Genomic DNA, 17,205 nt, shown 5'->3' with positions numbered 1-17,205 from the left:
CGTGCACACCGGGAGGCCAAGGACATGACGCGTTACGCGAAGCCGAACACCGACGGCGCGGTCGTCTCGTACGAGTCCCGTTACGACCACTGGATCGGCGGGGAGTACGTCGCGCCCGCCCGCGGGCAGTACTTCGAGAACCCGAGCCCGGTCGACGGCCGCCCCTTCACCGAGATCGCACGGGGCACCGCGGAGGACGTCGAGAAGGCCCTGGACGCCGCGCACGCGGCGGCGCCCGCCTGGGGCAGGACGTCGGCCGCGGAGCGGGCCGGGATCCTGCTGAAGATCGCCGACCGGATGGAGGCGAATCTGGAGCAGCTCGCCGTGGCCGAGACGTGGGACAACGGCAAGCCGGTGCGCGAGACGCTGGCGGCCGACATCCCGCTCGCCATCGACCACTTCCGCTACTTCGCGGGCGCGGTGCGGGCCCAGGAGGGCTCGCTCGGCGAGATCGACGACGACACGGTCGCGTACCACTTCCACGAGCCGCTGGGCGTGGTGGCGCAGATCATCCCGTGGAACTTCCCGATCCTGATGGCCACCTGGAAGCTGGCACCGGCGCTGGCGGCGGGCAACGCGGTGGTGCTGAAGCCGGCCGAGCAGACCCCGGCGTCGATCCACGTCTGGCTGAGCCTCGTGGCGGACCTGCTGCCGCCCGGTGTGCTCAACGTCGTCAACGGATTCGGCGTCGAGGCGGGCAAGCCGCTGGCCTCCAGCCCTCGCGTCGCGAAGATCGCGTTCACCGGGGAGACCACGACGGGGCGGCTGATCATGCAGTACGCCTCCGAGAACATCAAGCCCGTCACCCTCGAACTCGGCGGCAAGTCGCCCAACATCTTCTTCGACGACATCTCCCTCGCCGACGACGACATGCGCGACAAGGCCCTGGAGGGCTTCACGATGTTCGCCCTCAACCAGGGCGAGGTGTGCACCTGTCCGTCCCGGGCACTGATCCAGCGCGGCCACTACGGCGAGTTCCTGGAGGCGGGCATCGCCCGTACGGAGGCCATCGTCTCCGGCCACCCCCTCGACACCGCCACGATGATCGGCGCGCAGGCCTCCAACGACCAGCTGCAGAAGATCCTCTCGTACCTGGACATCGGCCAGCAGGAGGGCGCCAAGATCCTGACGGGCGGTCAGCGCATCGAGCACGGCGGCGAACTGGCGGGCGGCTACTACGTCCAGCCGACGGTCTTCGAGGGCGACAACCGGATGCGCGTCTTCCAGGAGGAGATCTTCGGCCCCGTGGTGGCGGTGACCTCGTTCTCGGACTTCGACGACGCCATCTCCACCGCCAACGACACCCTCTACGGCCTCGGCGCGGGGGTCTGGACCCGCGACGCCAACACCGCCTACCGCGCGGGCCGCGCGATCCAGGCCGGCCGCGTCTGGACCAACTGCTACCACGCCTACCCGGCACATGCCGCCTTCGGCGGCTACAAGCAGTCGGGCATCGGCCGCGAGACGCACAAGATGATGCTGGACCACTACCAGCAGACGAAGAACCTGCTAGTCAGCTACTCACCGAAGAAGCTCGGGTTCTTCTAGCGGCACGAAGGAAGGCGCTTGACCCGGGGTTTTCCCCGGGTCAAGCGCCTTCTTGGAGCACTCGAGCCTTCCCGTCGGCGAGGCGTCGAAAGTCCCCCTTCTCCCCGTTCATCACACCCGCATCCCAGTCCTGACCAGCACTTCCGGGCCATACACGGGCCAGATTGCGGCTCAGCCCGAGGGGCTGCTGTCCTCGCTGCGCCGGCTCCACTCCTGCATCGACTCCTCGATGAGCCGGTTGGAATGCTCCTGAAGACCGTCCAGGAACTTGGCGTAGTACGGGAAGAGCACTTGGATGCCCTGGCCGGCCCGGCGCGCGCATTCGGCAGGATCCACGCCGGAGTGCAGCCAGAACGAGATTCCGGCGTGCCGGAGGTCATAGGGCCTCTTGGCGAGCAGCGTCGGCTGCTCATCGGGAGCCAGGACCTTCTTACGGGCTCGCTCCCACGTCTTGCCGTAGGCCGCTGCATCAACGTAGCCGCCAGCCGCGTTGCGAAACACTCGGCCGTCCGGCGCCACGCCGAAGCGATCGACGTGATTTCGCAGTGTGCGCACGAACGGCGGCGGTATCGGCACGGGACGCGTGGCCTTGACGGCTCGCCGCTTCAAGGAGTGCACTTCATGGACCGAGCCATCGTCCGTCCACTCCTTGCCGGCCGTGACGACACCTCCGCTCAGGTTGAGCATGCCCCAGCCGCCGTTCGGCAGATGGCACTGTGAGATCTGCAAGTGGATGACCTCCGCCGGACGCATCGCCGCGTAGTACATGCAGCCGAAGAACGCCTCAAGGTGCGGGCCGCGGCCCTGTTGTTCGCCAACGGCGGTCAGCAGGCGCCCAACCTGGGTCGGATTCGGCACGCAGGCCGGGTCCACTGCCTCGCTCGCCCCAGGAGCCTGCCACTTGACCTTTGCGAGCGAATTTTCCGCGAAGTATCCCTTTTCGACGGCAGTTCCGAGGACCTCGCTGAAGGCAGATCGCTTCCGTAGGGCGGTCTTCGCCGCGGCGGACTCTCCGTCGATCTTCCGGCTGAGCGCGTCCAACGCCCTGCGCACGACGTCTGGTTCCATCAGCTCACTGACGGGCAGGGAGTTCAGCTTCATCCAGTCGAGGGCATGCTGCCATTCGGCGAACGGCTCACTCTCCCAGGCGCGCGTCTTCCGCGATGGCCTTGGCGACGTACGTCCGCAGCGCCTCAGTCGCTTCCTCCAGGCCCTCCGAGGTGTCGAGGCGTGGGTCGGGCCGTGCCGCGGTGAACTCGATCCGGGCCTGCCCCGGGAAGTGGGTGTTCGCGGCGTGCGTCCAGCCCTGGGCCCGCCCGGCCGCCTCGATGAGGTGGCCGGCGGTGTGCAGCGCCGCGTACGTCCTGCGCGCGGCCAGGTCGATGCGGACCTCGACCGACTGTCCGACCGTGAAGTCCGGCAGCGGGAGGTCGCCGGCGGACCGGGCCACGACGAATCCGGCGTCGTGGTCCCGCGCCGGGACGATCTCGTGGCCGTCGACCCATCCGCGGTCAGCGGGCCGTCCCCCGCCCTGCGGATGGAACAGGCAGTACTCGACCGCCACCCACGGCACCCCGTCCCGCTCACCCGTGGCCGCGACCCCGGGCCTGCGCTTCGCACGTGTCCGCGTAGTACACGGGAACCTGAACAGGGCTCTCAAATGAGTGAACTATACGTTCACTGTAACGAACGCTGAGCATGATCGAGCGGCCGTAGACTTTCCGGTGTTCCGCCAGGGAGGGCACATGGGCAACAGCGGGGGTGCGGCCACGCACTCGGGCGTCGACTTTCAGCAGCGCATCGCGGCGTACGCGATGGCCCACATGCTCTGTGGGCTCGAGTTCGCGGCCTTCGGGCGCGCCACCGCCACCGAGATCACGGAGCTGCGCTTCGAGACGGCCGACGAGATCGACGACCTGGTCGTCGTCGGCCCGGACAGGCGGCTCTTCGTGCAGGCCAAGAATACGCTGAGCCTGTCCGATGCCCCCGGGTCGGAGTTCGGATCCGTCCTCGCCCAGTTCGTCGCGCAGTACGTGTCGGACGACCGGCCCGGCGACGTCTACGTCCTCGCCACCTCGCAGGGGGCGTCCGGCCGGATCCGCAAGGAACTACGGAAAGTCACCGACGCCGCCCGACTCAACGCGGCCGGCGGACAGAGCCTGCCCCTGACCGCTCCCGAACAGGACGTCCTGACGAAGACCCAGGACATCATCCGATCCCACTACCTCGCCCGAACGCGGAAGGACATCACCGAACTCGGCCTCCAGCGGATCATGGCGAGCATCCACGTCAGCGCCCTGGATCTGGCTGAGGGCGGTTCGCAGGAGTCGGCGATCCTCCTCGTCCTCGGCAGCAGGGTCACAGTCCCCGCCAACCTGCTCTGGGCCAACATGATCGCCTTCGGCGTGTCGCTCGCACGCGACCGGCACGCCCTCGACGTCGCCGCCGTGCAGGACCGCTTCGGCACGTACCTGGGCCCCTCGTCCCAGGACCAGCCAACACTCGCCCCCGGTCCGATCACCGCCGAGCTCGTGGCCGATCTGCCCTTCGGGTGGGACGTGGTGCTGGCCAAGTCCCCTTATCCCGAGTGCGACTTCATCGTCACCGACATCATGCGCTTCGACGAGGCGGGCGCGAAGCGCCACACGTTCTCGGCGGGTCAGGTGTTGATCGGCGGGCGCGAGCCGTGGGAGGTGGTCGGACGCTGGTCCACCTGGGCGGGGTGCGACCGGCACATGGAAGCCCACGCCGACGACTACGAGGACAAGAGGGTGGCGGTTCTCGCCGCCGACCTCCCGCAGGATCCGAATCAGTCGGCCGCCGCCCTGGCCCACGCGGCCCACTGCGCCCGCCTCGCCGCGGCGCACGAGGACCCTTACGCCTGCCGGCACTGCGGCGACCCGATCTCCGAGGACGGCGCACCGCTCGTCGAGATCGACGAGGAGGGACAGCCGGAGGACGTGGGCTTGGTCCACCAGGCGTGCCTCACGCCGACCGACCGTGTACTCGGCATGGCCGACGCGGCGATCTTCCGGAATCACCATCGTCTGCGGAACTTCGACTACGCCGGGTGGCTGGCAGCTCTCCGAGGAGGACAGGGGATGTTCGGAGCTCTCGCGGAGTCCCAGGTCAAGCATGGTCCGATCCTGTGGAAGTCCGCGTACGACGACTTCTCCCTCGGCAAATGGTGCGTCCGGATGATCCTGGAGGACGGCGGAACCACCTACACCACCGACCGGGGTCAAGTGCCGCGCATGTCCGCGGACAGGGCCGCGCAGGAGGCCGAGAAAATGAACCGCGCGCTGGCCGAGGCGCGGGAGAAGGGTGACCCCCTCTGCTACACCCCGAGCAAGGCCGAGTGGGGCTCCTACTCGCGCCTGCTGGCGCAAGGACACGATCCGATTCCCTGCACGAACGCCGAGGTTGTGCCGTACACCCGGGCCATCGGAGAGGCGTACTCCACCTGCGAGCGCTACTACACCCCTCTGGCATACCTCGTAGACGCCGAGACGGGGGAGCCCGTGGTTGTCGAGGGCGTGATCTCCCTGCTCACCGACCCGTGGAACCTCGGCTCTTTCCTTAAAAACTGGGAGCGGGCGGGCATCGAGCTGCCGGAGTTCACCGTGTCGGCGCTCCTGACCGACGAACAGTTCGACCGCTTCGTACGGCTGACCATGACGCGGGGCCAGGGCGTGATCGTCGACCCCAGACTGGCGCTCGACGGTTCCCTGGTCAGCGGCTTCTGGGTGACCAGTTTCGAGCAGCTGCTGTACGAAGCGGAGCAGGACCGGGCGACGGCCGAAGGTGCCATGCCCGGGGAGTCGTAAAGCTCTGCGGTGGTGCGGCCTCTGCTGGTAGCCTCGCGTCGCTACGCAAGCCCGGACTCGCGTGCCGGGCCTGACATGCCGTTTATCGGTCGGCCATGCGCGCGGGTACGCAGCTCGCGGGACACGTTGATGCGCGGTCTTTCACCCCACCCGTGACGGCGGTACCGATGCGGAGCCGCGTCGTGCCGTCGTGCCGAGACATGAAACGAGATCGGCAGTGAGCATATTCAGCGTTGACGCTCCAGGGTGAGGATGGCTGCGGCGATGACAGTCATGAGGTTGGGGCTGCAGCGGGCCCGGCGGAAGATTCGCCAGGACTTTAGCCTCGCGATGTTTCGTTCGACCGGTGCTCGTGCCGCGGACAGGGCCCGGTTGACCATCTGCTGGGTCGTGGTGAGTTCGCGGTTCGGGTGCCGTCTGATCAGTGTGGTCGCCCATGGGCCGGCGCCGATGTAGGCGCGGTCGGCGAGGACGGGGACGCCCTGTCGTTCGCAGATCTGGATGATGCGGTGGGTGCGGGCGGCGGTCAGGTCGTGGGTGCGGCCGGGCAGGGCGGGTGAGATCCACAGCAGCTTGCCGGCGGGATCGGCCACGACCTGGACGTTCACACCGTGACAGCGGTGCTTCTGGGAGAAGTCCGCCCGGCTGTCGCCGACCCGGTCGCACTCGGCGAGCGTCCCGTCGAGCAGGACGTAGTCCGGATCGGCCTCACGCAGGACCCGTAGGAGGCCCGATGCCCGGCCGGACAGGTGCTGGACGACGGCCTTGACGTAGGCGTGGGCAGTGCCGACGGATATGCCGAAGCCGGCGGCGATCTGCGTGAGCGTGTCGTGCCGGCGAAGGTAGACCAGGCCCACGAGGGCCCGCTGGTGGGGCGGAAGCTTGCGGCGGCGGTCACCCTCACGGGTGACGATGAGCATGGATACCCACTCGACCAGAGCGTGAGGCAGGTCGAGTGCGGCAGGTTAGAGAGCCAATGAGGCCCCTGCACCGCTGAGTTGAGACGTCGAACACCTCCCTCAACGGCACAGGAGCCTCGTGCGTTGTGAAACCTCAGCCCGTATCCCGATCAGTGGCCGCTCTGAAAGAGCTCAGTGAGCCTCTTTCATCCTGAATAGCTGCAGTTCAGGAGCGTGTGGACGGCCTGGACGATCGCGCTGATGCGGCGAGTGGAGCATCGCGCTCGCCGGAGCAGGCGCCAGGCTTTCAACTGGGCGAAGGCGCGTTCTCCCGGCGCTCGCAGTCGGGCATGGTCTCGGTTGAACTGCTGGTAGTGCTCGGGTTGTTCACGGTGGTGGTAGTAGGGGGGTGCGGAAGGTGGCGCCGGCACCCTGGTTAGGCGCGGTCCGCGAGGACGAGGACCTGCCGGGTCAGGCACGCCTGGACGATGCCGTGGGCGCGGGCCGCGGTCAGGTCATGGGCCCTGCCCGGCGTCGCGCGGGAGAACCACAGCGGTGTGCCGTCGGGCCGGGCGATGCCCTGCACGTTCATGCCATGCTTGCGGTGTTTCATCGAGTAGTACGGCTCGTCCGCACCGATCCGGTCGATGGGGATCAGTGTTTCGTCAACGATGACGTGGTCGCCTTCACCGAGGCCGGTGAGGGCTTCATGGAGGCCGGGCGCCCAGCCGGCCAGCACGTCCAGGGTCTCGTCGACGTAGCGCCAGGCGGTGGCCTGGGATATTCCGAAACCGACTCCGAGCTGCGAGAACGTCTCGTTCTTACGGAGATGGACGAGGGCCAGCAGTGCCTGCTTGAAGCAGCCGAGCTTGCGCCAGCGTGTGTTGCAGGCCAGACGGTGCTCGTGCAGCAGCCAGGCGACATGCTCGACCAGCTCGTACGGGACGTCGAGCGTGGCAGGATACGGAACCAACAGGGCCCCTTCGGTCGCCGATGTGATGAGTGAGGTTTTCTCAGCGACCTTCTGATGGGATCTCTCAGCCGACGATGCGAGCCGTGGCGAGGTCGGCGAGGATCTGCTCCACGGTTTGGTGGGGTGTCTGGTTCGACGTGTCCAGCCAGAGTCCGCGGAGCGGGGTGTCCCGGCGTAGTGCGTCGTCCAAAATGTCGACCGTCCAGGGGCCGCCGTAGCCGTTCTTGTGGCGGCCGGCCTCACGCGCTGCGACTGCTTCGGGGCGGGGGGCAAGGACGACCAAATACAGGGGCCTCGCCGTCACGGCGTCAAGGTAGGCATCCAGGTGCTCGCCGAGAACGACGTCTTGGACGACGACGGTCCATCCCGCCTGCGCGTACAGGTCTGCGACCGCGGCGGATGCCTGGTAGCGCAGTCGCAGCTGAGCCCTTCCCTCGGCGGTCGGCTGGGGCGTGAACTCCTCGCGACCGGACACAATCATCCGCCGGAAGCTGTCGCCGCGCAGGTGCACGGAGCGTGGGAGCCGCTCGGCCAGCAACTGGGCGACGGTGGACTTCCCTGAGGCCATGACTCCAGTAACGAGCACGACTGCGGAACTGAGCTCCTGCACTGTTGGCCCCCGTCGTGGTGCACCTGAGTCGGAACTGCCGTGAAATCCCTGGTAGGACAGGTCTCACCACAAGATCATGTTCGTAACCAAGAGGCTTCACGTTGGTCACCTATGTTGCCACGCTCGATGTCCCCCGCCAGGTCGTGGACTACCTCGCCCGCCTACTGGCCGCGCACCGCCGCCTAATCGGCACTCCGCGCGGCTCGCGGGCGCTCGGGCCGTTCCGGCAGGCCGTGCTGGTGTTGCGCTGGTTCCGCGAGCGTGGCTGCGTGCACTGCCTGGCGCGAGACGCCGGGATCTCACAGGCCACTGGCTACCGCTACCTGCACGAGGGCATCGACGTCCTTGCCGACCAGGCCCCCGACCTGCACGACGTCCTGACACGCTGCCAGCAGGAAGGAATGACGCACGTGATCCTGGATGGCACCCTGATCGAGTCGGACCGCGTCTCCAGGGAGCGCGAGAACGGCAACGACCTGTGGTTCAGCCAGAAGCACAAGGCGTTCGGCGGCAACGCGCAGTTTCTGTCCGCCCCGGACGGCACTCCGCTGTGGGTATCCGAGGTTGAGCCCGGATCGACGCCTGACATCACTGCGGCCCGGATCCACGTCCTGCCCGCGCTCTACAAGGCGGCTGCCCAGGGCCTGCCGACCCTGGCAGATAAGGGCTACATCGGGGCGGGCATCGGCATTCGTGTCCCGGTCCGCCGCCCGAAAGGCCGCTCCGAGCAAGCCCTCCACATCGACATCCGGATGCCGAACGCCCTGATCAGGTACGTCCGAGCCCTGGGGGAACGTGCCGCCGCCGAGCTCAAGGAACGCTGGCGCGCGCTCAAGCGCATCACACTCAGCCCCTGCCGCATCGGCGACATCACCCGCTCCGCACTCGTCCTCAACCAGCGCTGGAAGTGATCTTCATAGAGAAAACCTCAGTGGTCTGGGCTTCTGGAGGGCATCGCCCTGCTCGGGCCCGACTTGCACGAGGCAACCCAAACCCTGCTATTTAGCCGAGTTCGGACATCGGAATCCGCGGCTGATCGCTTTGGTGCCATAGATCTCATCAATCACCTGAATTGGCAAGGCTCTGGAGCTCAAGCAGCGGCGCTCCTGACGACCTTGGCCGACACCGAATCCGAGCCTCCGACGACGCGTGCCCTCGCAGCACGCCGCCTATGCAGGTACGGCCCGCAGCACCTCCCTACAGCGCTGCGCACCTTGCAGGCTCTGGCTGCAAGTCACCACATCTTGCCGCCTCTGTTGAGCATCCAGATCGCAAGAGAACTCGCCACCGTCGGTGCCATCGAGCAAGCCGAACATGTGCTCGCCGCGCTTGCCCGGAACAGGGCCCTGTTGGAACCAGACCGAATCGAGGCCGCGCTACTGCTGCTGGTCCTTGATCCCTCCTGCTCGAAAAGCACAAGGCAGACGCTCACCGCTATGGCCCATGACCGGCGACTCTCCGCCGATACCCGAAGTTGGGCTGTCGAGGCGCCATTAGCCCTCGCCCAAGGAATCGAGCTGCCCTGCTGAGTCAGCCCCGTCGACCCCTCCGCACGACTGAAGGGTCGCTGCCCACCCGGTTCGCACCTCAACGCTCGGTGTACGGCGTCCTGGGACGGAAGGGCCAAACCCAGCCGCGCTCGCGATGTCCGCCTCAACTCGGAACGCCGCGAAAGCCTCAAGGCGCTCGTCCGACTCTGACACGGCACTACACCGGCCGGCTCCTCAACGTCTCCGTGGGCCCAGAGGGCCGTCTCGGACACGAAGCTCCGCAAGGCCAAGGCCGCCGGCACCCGGCTGTTCGCCCTGGCGCTGGCCACCCAGACCAACCTCTCGGGACGCCTTGGTCCCGGGGGCCAAGGCATCGCCCTGAATGCTCTCGCTGCCTGGGTCACGGTCGGTCCCAGCAAGCTGCGTCACCTGGTCGACCAGCTGACGCAAGCGGACTGGCTCACCGACGCCGCCCTCACCCACACCCACCTCACCGGGCAGCTGACCGAGCGCGTCCTGCCGCTCACCTGCCCCCTGCGGGCTTGAGTCACGCGCCCGTCCGAGTGAACCCGTGACGTGTCGACCGTCCTGCCTCGGTCACCGGCTGGATGATTGGCGCCTGGCCCCAGGCGGGCCACGTTCTGAGCGCCGCCCGATCCGGCGTACCGGAACGCAAGGAGCGTGGCATTGCACCGGCCTGCACCACACGGGGATCACACACAGCAGCGCGTAAGTGTTTTGTTGACGTGCGGGATCGGGCAGGGCGCGTCAGGAAGGCACTGCCGTGAGCGACCGTTCCTCGTGGGAGTCCCGCAAACTCCGCTACTGGTCCGAGTGCAGTGGGCAGTCCCGCCGCGCTGGCCTTCGAACCAGCCACCCGGCACCTGCGGCCTCACCGGCGCAGGCACGGCTAGAGAGCCTCGTTCTCGAGCAACTGGGCACCTCTCCTGATCTGTGCTCGCACCCGTTCGGCATCGCCTCGCTGAGCGGCGTCGGCACGTCCCTCACACTGCACCTCGACGCCTACATGGGCCAGAAGCGGTACTCCTTCCCCGAGCACTGTCTGAGCCGTCTGCTGCCCGCGGCTCCCGCGCCCGGGAGCGGTGACGATCCGCACGGGATTCCCGGCCTGCGGGTGAGCGCCATCGAGGCTGGCGGTCGGCAGCTGCACCTGTACATGGTGAAAGACCCTGAGCAGACAGCCACGCTCGTACTCGTTCTGCCCAGTGGACTGGCAGAGAACTGGGAGGACATCGAGCGTCGGCACCGGCGCTGGTGCGAGGACAACGGTCTGCGGCCGCTGTGGACGGCCCCGCAGCTCGATCCCGTGGAATCCGGCCACCTCAGCGCCTATCCCAGTCTCGAGGGCTCTCGGGCCAGGCGGGCCGCGGTGGGCAGCGGGCTACTCCGGCGTATCGCGCTCTTCCACACCGTCACCGCCTTCTACCGGGTCCAGTGCTGGGACGACGGCGACAGCTGGAAGATCGACGCCCGCACCGCCCACCCTCGCGCGCGCTGGCACGACCAGCTCCTGCAGCGGCTGTGCCACCCACGGTGGGGCCTGCCGATGCATGTGGCCCACCGGTTTTGCCACTGCGCCGAACCGGACACCTTTTATCAGTGGAACCACACCTGCGCCTTCTACTTCGCCGGCCACACCACCTGCGACGACGACCCCATCTACCTGCGCGTCCACGCCAGCCCCGAAGGGCACGACTACAACCGGCAGATCGCCACACTGCGCCAGGTCGGCGCTCCCGAGGACTGGATGGCCCGCGCCTTCCCCCAGCAAGCAGTCCAGCACCACGACCAGCACCATCAGGCGGAGCGGCTGCGGTAGCGGAACGTCTGCCACCGAACGAGAGGAGGCCGCGCATGCCTGGACCGGACCTGCCGCCCCCAGCAGCCCCCATAACCGCGGAAGCCCTACTCACCCGCTGGCCCACCCCCGCACTGAAGGCAGAACTCCTCCACGGAGTGCTGGTCTTCGCCGGCGACTTCGACGAGCGCGACTTGGAGACGGCGAGACGCACCTATCCAGGCCGTCGTCCCGTGCTGAACGCCGACGGCGGCCTGGCGTGGTGATGTGGCGGATTCAGGCACCTCGCCGCACGGCCTACCCAACTGCCTGGCTCCACCAGTTCAAGCGCCTTCGCACCCGCTACGAGCGACGCGCTGATCTCCACCAGGGACTACGCGCCCCCACATGCAGCATCATCTGCCTCCGGCGCCTTCGAAGTCATTCTGAAACGATCAGTTAGCCGCGTGCCATGGTGAGCCTGAACGAACAGCCTTGCCCCCTGATCAGGCCCGCCATCACAACAGTCGCCGGTGACGGGCCAGGCAGAGTGCTAGGTGCCTTCCTCGTGGAGCGCTCTCCCGTGTCACGTCCCGGTAGAGCCTTGCGTAGAGGGAGCGGCTGGAGTCGAAGGTGCGGGCGATACAGAAGGCGGTGCTTCGCTCCGCGCGTCCTCAACGCCACCTCCGAGAAGCAGAACGAGCACGGTGATCACCGCAGTAGCACAACCGATGGAGCCAACAAGGTCGCCGCGGCGCGCAGGCCCGAGACCGGTTGTGCTGTGCCGGTACACGACGTACGCCACCAGTGTCCCGATCACGAGAATCGCCGCCCCCAGCGGGCTGACGTGGACGGTCATGTCTTTGCCTTCCTCCTCTGCCTCCTCGGGCGAGGGGGCCAGCAACAACGATGCGCCGCGTGCGGAGGAGCCCGAGCCAACCCTGTCGGCGCTCCGACGGGACCCATTCGGGTGATGACCTGACACCGGCCTGGAATGGCTGGGACACTGACGGCCTGACAGAACCTGACAAAGACTGACGGAGATGCCTTGGTAGGCATTCGCATGCCGGACGAGGAGCGGCTTCCTCCCGGGCCGCGCAGAGATCTGGCCGCAGCTCTCCACGACCTGTACGCCCTGGCGGGCAAGCCGCCCGCCAGGACCATCAGCGGATGGATCCGGGAACGAGACGATCTCCCCGGCACGCTGAGTCACGAGGGGGTCAGCGCTGTATTGCGAGGCACCGGTACCCCCCGCTGGAACAACCTCGAGTCCCTCGTGCGAGTCCTTGTCGAGATGCAGTGCGTGGGTGAGCCTGCCGACATCACCGTCGTCGTGCAGCAGATCCACACTCAGTGGCGTCGCGCAGACGAGGGTTTACCACGGCCAGACCGGCCGCCCGTGACGCCCTCGGTACGGGCCGGCGCCGAGCAAGATCCCGCGCCAGATGGCACCCTCACGGAAAGGCGGCCTGCCGGAGAGTCAGGCGAAGTACCGCGTGAGAGACCATTGATGAGCCAGCCATTGCTCCGTTGGGATCCCCGCCAGCGGACCCTGGACGTCTTCGATAGGCAGATGGCAGTGGAGATCATCAAAGAAGTAGGAGGCGTCGATGGACAGCCATGACCAGGCACCGTCCAACTGGCGTCAGGAGCGGGCCACGGACTCACTAGCAGACTTGGACCAAGAGATCTCTTCCCTCAGGGCTGCCGTATGCGGTATCCCAGTGGCAGACGCTGACCAAGCGGAGCTCCTGCGAAAGCTCGGCCACGTACTGGAGGCTAGGTTTCGACGCACCGGTCGAGCCGACGATGCGAATGAGGCCGTCTCCGTTCGAACAGCTGCTGCCGACATCCTCCAGAGCCTTGGTGACCTCCAGGGCCTGCTTCTGGTGCTGAACAGCCTGGGCGTCCTAAAGGCTGACACAGGTCGGCGTCTCGAAGCCCTCGCGACTGTGCGTCGGGCCGTTGAGATCCGTCGGCGGCTGGCTGACAATGACCCAGCAGCGTTCGTGCCGGACCTCGCCGCATCGCTGAACAACCTGTCGATCACCTGCGGGCATGTGGGGCGACGAGAAGAGGGGCTCGCCGCTATCGAGGAAGCAGTAGCCCTCTACCGGCGGCTAGCCGCGGGCAACCCGCACGCCTTCATGTCGGACCTCGCCGCATCGCTGAACAACCTCTCTGTGCAATGCGGCGGTCTCGGCCGCTGGCATGAGGCGCTGGCTGCGATCGAGGAGGCCGTACAGATTCGTCGTCGCCTGGCCGCTGACGACCCCGTCGCGTACATGCCGAGCTTTGCCATGTCGCTGAACAACCTGTCGATCACCTTGGGAGACGTCGGGCGACGAGAGGAAGCACTGACTGCGATCGAGGAGGCCGTACAGATTCGTCGTCGCCTGGCCGCTGACGACCCCGTCGCGTACATGCCTGACCTCGCCGCGTCGCTGAACAACCTGTCCGCACGGTATGGCGAACTTGGCCGGTGGCAGGAGGCACTGGCTACTATCGAAGAGGCTGTCGAGATTCGTCGGCGTCTGGCTGCGGAGGACCCGGACGCCTTCATTCCTGACCTCGCCATGTCGCTGAACAACCTCGGCAATCGCCTCGCTGAAGCAGGACGGCTGCCGGAAGCGATGAGCGCCAACGTCGAAGCGGTGGAGTTCTACCGTCGGCTGATGACGACTTCCCCTTCCGCGTACGCTGCAGACTTTGCGGCGTCACTGTCCAACCTGGCAGGTGTCCATCTGGCGATGGGTGATCTGGAGCGAGCGATCCCACTGTATGAGCAGTCGCTTGCAGACAGCATGCGGGTTCTGGGGCCAGACCATCCTGACACTCTGCTCGCGCGGAACAATCTTGCCGGCGCCTACGGGGCAGCTGGGGATCTGCAGCGAGCGATCCCACTGTATGAGCAGTCGCTTGCAGACAGCATGCGGGTTCTGGGGCCAGACCATCCTGACACTCTGCTCGCGCGGAACAATCTTGCCGGCGCCTACGAGTCAGCTGGGGACCTTGCGCGTTCCGTGTCGCTGTACCAAGAAACACTTGCAGACAGCATGCGGGTCCTGGGGCCAGACCATCCTGACACTCTGCTCGCGCGGAACAATCTTGCCGGCGCCTACGCGTTGGCAGACGATATTGATGCAGCGATCGAACTGTACGAAGATGCGCTGGCGGACCGTAGGCGGGTGCTGGGTGCACATCATCCCGACACCCTGACTTCGCAGGGCAACCTCGCCAGTGCCTACGCACTGACAGGAGACCTTGCGCGCGCGGTTCCGCTCTACGAACAGACCCTCGCCGACAGCCTTCGCATATTGGGAGAACAGCACCCCACGAGTCAGGCGATGCGCAACAATCTTGCTTACTGGAAGGGGAAGGGGCGCTCCGAGCACGTCTCACCGGCCAGCTCCTGAAACACCCGGACTTCTTCCACTCCTTGATCAGGACCGCTGACTGAAGAAGCAGTGGACACGGTCTCGGCGGACAGTAGGAGTGATAGCGCCTGATGCGGTGCCGTCGGGATCTTGCCGGCGGTACCCCGCCCCGCACGGACCGCTGGATCACCCTCAAGCCGCTGGCACGCCCTAGCTGTCCTGCCCTCGCAGGCAGTCACTCAGCGTACAGACCCCTGCTCGGCATGCCAGACGTCATCGGCAACGACGACATGACTCACGGTTGGAATCCTCTACGGATTAGCCACTCCCGGGCTGATGCTGACCCTGCGAGTGCAGCGGCGCGATTCAGACGCTGGGCGTCGTGGATATCGCCGTTGAAGAATCTCAGTTGGGCGAGCCCGTGCAGGGCATGGCTATTTCCGGCCGCCGCTGCTGCATGTGCCAGGTCCTCGGCGTGCTGATGGTGGCCTCGTCCCTCCCTGTGCCATGACATCCACTCGAGAGCCTTCGGGTGCTTCGCAGCGGCGGCCGCACTGTAGAAACAGGTGGCAGTGGCGTGGTCACGGTGGTCTGATCTTTCGCGCGCGAAGGCCACCAGTGCATCAGTGTGGCCGTGATCGGCGATGTGTCGGCACAATCGTTGCGCGTCGTCGGATGCTCCGGCGGTAACACGCAACTGCGCAAGCGCGAGGGCGGCGGACGGGCTTCCGTACTCCGTGAGGGCTGTGTGCGCTAGACGCTCTGCCGCGATCCGATCGCCGCGGGCTTCGTGGTACGCAGTGAGCCACCGCGCGGCGACTGAATCTCCGGTGTCGACGGCCCATGAGTAAATGCGTGCGGCTGAGTGGCGCATGCCCAGCGTCAGCAGGTGGTGAGCCAGGCTGCGCTGACCGTTCCGGTTACCGCTCACCTCGTACGCCCGGCGAGCCAGGCGCTCAGCCTCCTTGTAGTGGCTGGCAAGTCCGAGAGCCGCAGAGAGCTCGCCAAGAAGGAACCCGTCGAGACAGTGCCCCTCGATGATCTGTTCCGCCCGCTCGAAGCGTCTGAGGTCAATGAGGCGACGGGTGAACCAGCGAAGCACGCCCCTCAAACTGGCCGGGACGGCGGGCCTCCTCCTCGGCCTCGTCGACACCGCACTGCGCCCCCTCGGTGCCGCCGCAGCCGGCGGTCTCGTCCTGCTCTACCTGGGCGCGCTCGCCTTCCATGTGCGCGCCCGCGTGTTCCGCAACCTTGCGTTTCCCGGCTTCTACCTCGCCACCGCCGTCGCCTCGCTGGCCTTGGCCCTGTCCTCCTGAGGTTGGCACCACTCGATGTTCGATCGTCGTCGTCTTCACCCAGCTCCGGCTCGCCCGCCCCCGGCGGCAGACCTCCGGCGGCCGTGGGAGAAGCCGTTCCCGCCCGACAGGCTCACCCCTGCACGAGTCCGCCGCCCGCCGCCGTACGGGAGCTCGACCGACAGTGCGTCCTCGGCGCCCTCGAGTCAGCCGCGTCCGGTCCCGGCTCGACTCTCCGTTCCTGACGCGTCTCCTGACTGTGAGTACGCCGACCGGCTTCGCCCCACACCCCCCGAGTCCGGCGGCCGGCGTCGGCAGAGCCGTCCCGTCGCCCGGCCACTGGGGATCGGTACCAGCCGCAATGTGTCAGGCGACGGAGCCGGCCGCCGCGAGGTCGAGGGCGATGTCCGTGATCATGTCTTCCTGGCCGCCGGCCATCTTGCGGCGGCCGAACTCGACGAGGATGGCGCGGGTGTCGAGGCCGTGCCGGCGTGCGGCGGCTTCCACGTGGCGCAGGAAACTGGAGTACACGCCCGCGTAGCCGAGGGTGAGGGCTTCACGGTCGACGCGGACTTCGCGGTCCTGCAGGGGACGTACGACGTCGTCTTCGGCGTCCATCAGGGGGCAGGTCGCAGCCGTGCTCCCAGTCCATCAGGTCGGCTACCGCGATGATCGCCTCCAGCGGGCAGTTCCCGGCTCCGGCGCCGTGGCCGGCGAGGAGGCGTCGACGCGGGTGACGCCGATCTCCACGACGACGGCGGAGTCCGGCTTCCCGCCGGGGAAGCCGGCCCGCCGGCGGCCGTCTGGCCGCCCGGCCACGGCTCAGGCGGCCAGGCGACCCGATCCACCGGGCTGTTCACCGGTCGGCCGCAACCGCCGCTCTGTCACGTCGGCCTCGGGGGCAGCGGCACTCAGCCGCAAGTACCCGGGATGGCCCATGCGTTGTCGATCTCGCCGGTCGTGCCGAGATGGGTCTCGCCCGGCCGGACGCACCTCTTGATGTCGGTCGGCCACCAGTCGATGTCGACCTGGATCTTGACCCAGGTGCTGCCGCAGTGCCCGTAGTACGCGTCCGTCTGCGTCTCGTAGTAGCCGCAGGCCCTGACCCCCATCTCTGCGGCGGCCTTCGCTTCGGGCGCGGCATGGGCACTTCCGGAGAGTGCGCTGCCCGCGAGGAGCAGGGCGCTGAACGCGGCCGCAGCCAGGCGGAGCCTGCTTGTGGTGTTCCGCATGGCGGGGTTCCTCTTCTTCTGCAAGGTCATGTGGTGCGTCTCCTTTCCCGGGGCCTCTCTCAAGGCCTCGCAGGAGCCTCGCAGCGGTCCATGACCGGTCCACGCGGCGAGTGTGACGGGGCCATGACCGTTCCTCACCAGTCGCCGTCATGTGAC

At 67.3% G+C, this 17,205-nt stretch carries 14 protein-coding genes and 4 pseudogenes; 10 read left to right on the top strand and 8 right to left on the bottom strand.

Features of this window, described 5'->3' with window-relative positions:
• Positions 1-24: 24 nt before the first annotated feature.
• The gene (gene adh, locus IAG43_RS31235) at positions 25-1,548 is read left to right on the top strand and encodes an aldehyde dehydrogenase (RefSeq protein ID WP_187744003.1); all 1,524 of its coding nucleotides are present in this window, start codon (positions 25-27) and stop codon (positions 1,546-1,548) included.
• Between the two features lie 171 nt (positions 1,549-1,719).
• Here the strand turns inward: adh and IAG43_RS31230 are convergent, their stop codons facing one another.
• Positions 1,720-2,649, bottom strand: coding sequence for a tyrosine-type recombinase/integrase (locus tag IAG43_RS31230; RefSeq protein ID WP_246574643.1), 930 nt, complete (start codon positions 2,647-2,649; stop codon positions 1,720-1,722).
• A 34-nt stretch (positions 2,650-2,683) separates the two neighbouring features.
• Positions 2,684-3,112 carry a hypothetical protein gene (locus tag IAG43_RS31225; RefSeq protein ID WP_187744002.1) on the bottom strand — a complete coding sequence of 143 codons (429 nt, stop codon included), beginning with the start codon at positions 3,110-3,112 and terminating at the stop codon, positions 2,684-2,686.
• Positions 3,113-3,293: 181 nt separating this feature from the next.
• Here IAG43_RS31225 and IAG43_RS31220 point away from each other — a divergent pair, with 181 nt between their 5' ends.
• Positions 3,294-5,375: a hypothetical protein gene (locus tag IAG43_RS31220; RefSeq protein WP_187744001.1), complete on the top strand. Its 2,082-nt coding sequence runs from the start codon at positions 3,294-3,296 to the stop codon at positions 5,373-5,375.
• Between the two features lie 227 nt (positions 5,376-5,602).
• On the opposite strand, the gene IAG43_RS31215 is transcribed toward IAG43_RS31220, so the two are convergent.
• The 3 genes and pseudogenes from IAG43_RS31215 to IAG43_RS31205 form a co-directional block, all read right to left on the bottom strand.
• Positions 5,603-6,295: a transposase gene (locus IAG43_RS31215; RefSeq protein WP_246574642.1), complete on the bottom strand. Its 693-nt coding sequence runs from the start codon at positions 6,293-6,295 to the stop codon at positions 5,603-5,605.
• Positions 6,296-6,480: 185 nt separating this feature from the next.
• Positions 6,481-7,274: pseudogene (locus tag IAG43_RS31210) on the bottom strand (transposase family protein).
• Positions 7,275-7,311: 37 nt separating this feature from the next.
• Entirely contained in the window at positions 7,312-7,833 is a 522-nt protein-coding gene (locus IAG43_RS31205; protein WP_281403991.1) for an AAA family ATPase, read from the bottom strand.
• Between the two features lie 125 nt (positions 7,834-7,958).
• Between IAG43_RS31205 and IAG43_RS31200 the strand changes: the two genes are divergently transcribed.
• The 6 genes and pseudogenes from IAG43_RS31200 (at position 7,959) to IAG43_RS31175 (ending at position 14,561) form a co-directional block, all read left to right on the top strand.
• Positions 7,959-8,768 (top strand): transposase family protein, encoded by an 810-nt coding sequence (locus IAG43_RS31200; protein ID WP_187744000.1) that lies wholly within the window; start codon positions 7,959-7,961, stop codon positions 8,766-8,768.
• A 345-nt stretch (positions 8,769-9,113) separates the two neighbouring features.
• Complete coding sequence (locus IAG43_RS31195; RefSeq protein ID WP_187743999.1) at positions 9,114-9,386, top strand: hypothetical protein; 273 nt, start codon at positions 9,114-9,116, stop codon at positions 9,384-9,386.
• A gap of 1,138 nt (positions 9,387-10,524) precedes the next feature.
• Complete coding sequence (locus IAG43_RS31190; protein WP_246574641.1) at positions 10,525-11,187, top strand: hypothetical protein; 663 nt, start codon at positions 10,525-10,527, stop codon at positions 11,185-11,187.
• A gap of 35 nt (positions 11,188-11,222) precedes the next feature.
• Entirely contained in the window at positions 11,223-11,432 is a 210-nt protein-coding gene (locus IAG43_RS31185; protein ID WP_187743998.1) for a hypothetical protein, read from the top strand.
• Positions 11,433-11,473: 41 nt separating this feature from the next.
• Positions 11,474-11,608 (top strand): annotated as a pseudogene (locus tag IAG43_RS31180) (IS5/IS1182 family transposase); the annotation flags it as partial.
• Positions 11,609-12,755: 1,147 nt separating this feature from the next.
• Complete coding sequence (locus IAG43_RS31175; RefSeq protein WP_187743997.1) at positions 12,756-14,561, top strand: tetratricopeptide repeat protein; 1,806 nt, start codon at positions 12,756-12,758, stop codon at positions 14,559-14,561.
• A 256-nt stretch (positions 14,562-14,817) separates the two neighbouring features.
• Here IAG43_RS31175 and IAG43_RS31170 read toward each other — a convergent pair whose 3' ends face one another.
• Positions 14,818-15,624 (bottom strand): hypothetical protein, encoded by an 807-nt coding sequence (locus tag IAG43_RS31170; RefSeq protein WP_187744799.1) that lies wholly within the window; start codon positions 15,622-15,624, stop codon positions 14,818-14,820.
• On the opposite strand from IAG43_RS31170, the gene IAG43_RS31165 reads away from it, so the two are divergent.
• Both IAG43_RS31165 and IAG43_RS35260 read left to right on the top strand, forming a co-directional pair.
• Positions 15,560-15,838 carry a DoxX family protein gene (locus tag IAG43_RS31165; protein WP_187743996.1) on the top strand — a complete coding sequence of 93 codons (279 nt, stop codon included), beginning with the start codon at positions 15,560-15,562 and terminating at the stop codon, positions 15,836-15,838. The two genes, IAG43_RS31170 and IAG43_RS31165, sit on opposite strands and share 65 nt — an antisense overlap.
• Positions 15,783-15,973: pseudogene (locus tag IAG43_RS35260) on the top strand (hypothetical protein); the annotation flags it as partial. The gene IAG43_RS31165 and the pseudogene IAG43_RS35260, both read left to right, overlap by 56 nt.
• A gap of 210 nt (positions 15,974-16,183) precedes the next feature.
• Here IAG43_RS35260 and IAG43_RS31160 read toward each other — a convergent pair.
• Positions 16,184-16,573 (bottom strand): annotated as a pseudogene (locus IAG43_RS31160) (4-hydroxy-2-oxovalerate aldolase); the annotation flags it as partial.
• Between the two features lie 155 nt (positions 16,574-16,728).
• Entirely contained in the window at positions 16,729-17,049 is a 321-nt protein-coding gene (locus tag IAG43_RS31155) for a DUF6355 family natural product biosynthesis protein (RefSeq protein WP_187743995.1), read from the bottom strand.
• Between the last annotated feature and the right edge of the window lie 156 nt (positions 17,050-17,205).

The sequence above is a fragment of the Streptomyces genisteinicus genome, from assembly GCF_014489615.1.
GTDB lineage: Bacteria > Actinomycetota > Actinomycetes > Streptomycetales > Streptomycetaceae > Streptomyces > Streptomyces genisteinicus.
Note: the sequence above shows the minus strand (reverse complement) of the source record. Positions and strands in the feature narration are given on the sequence as shown.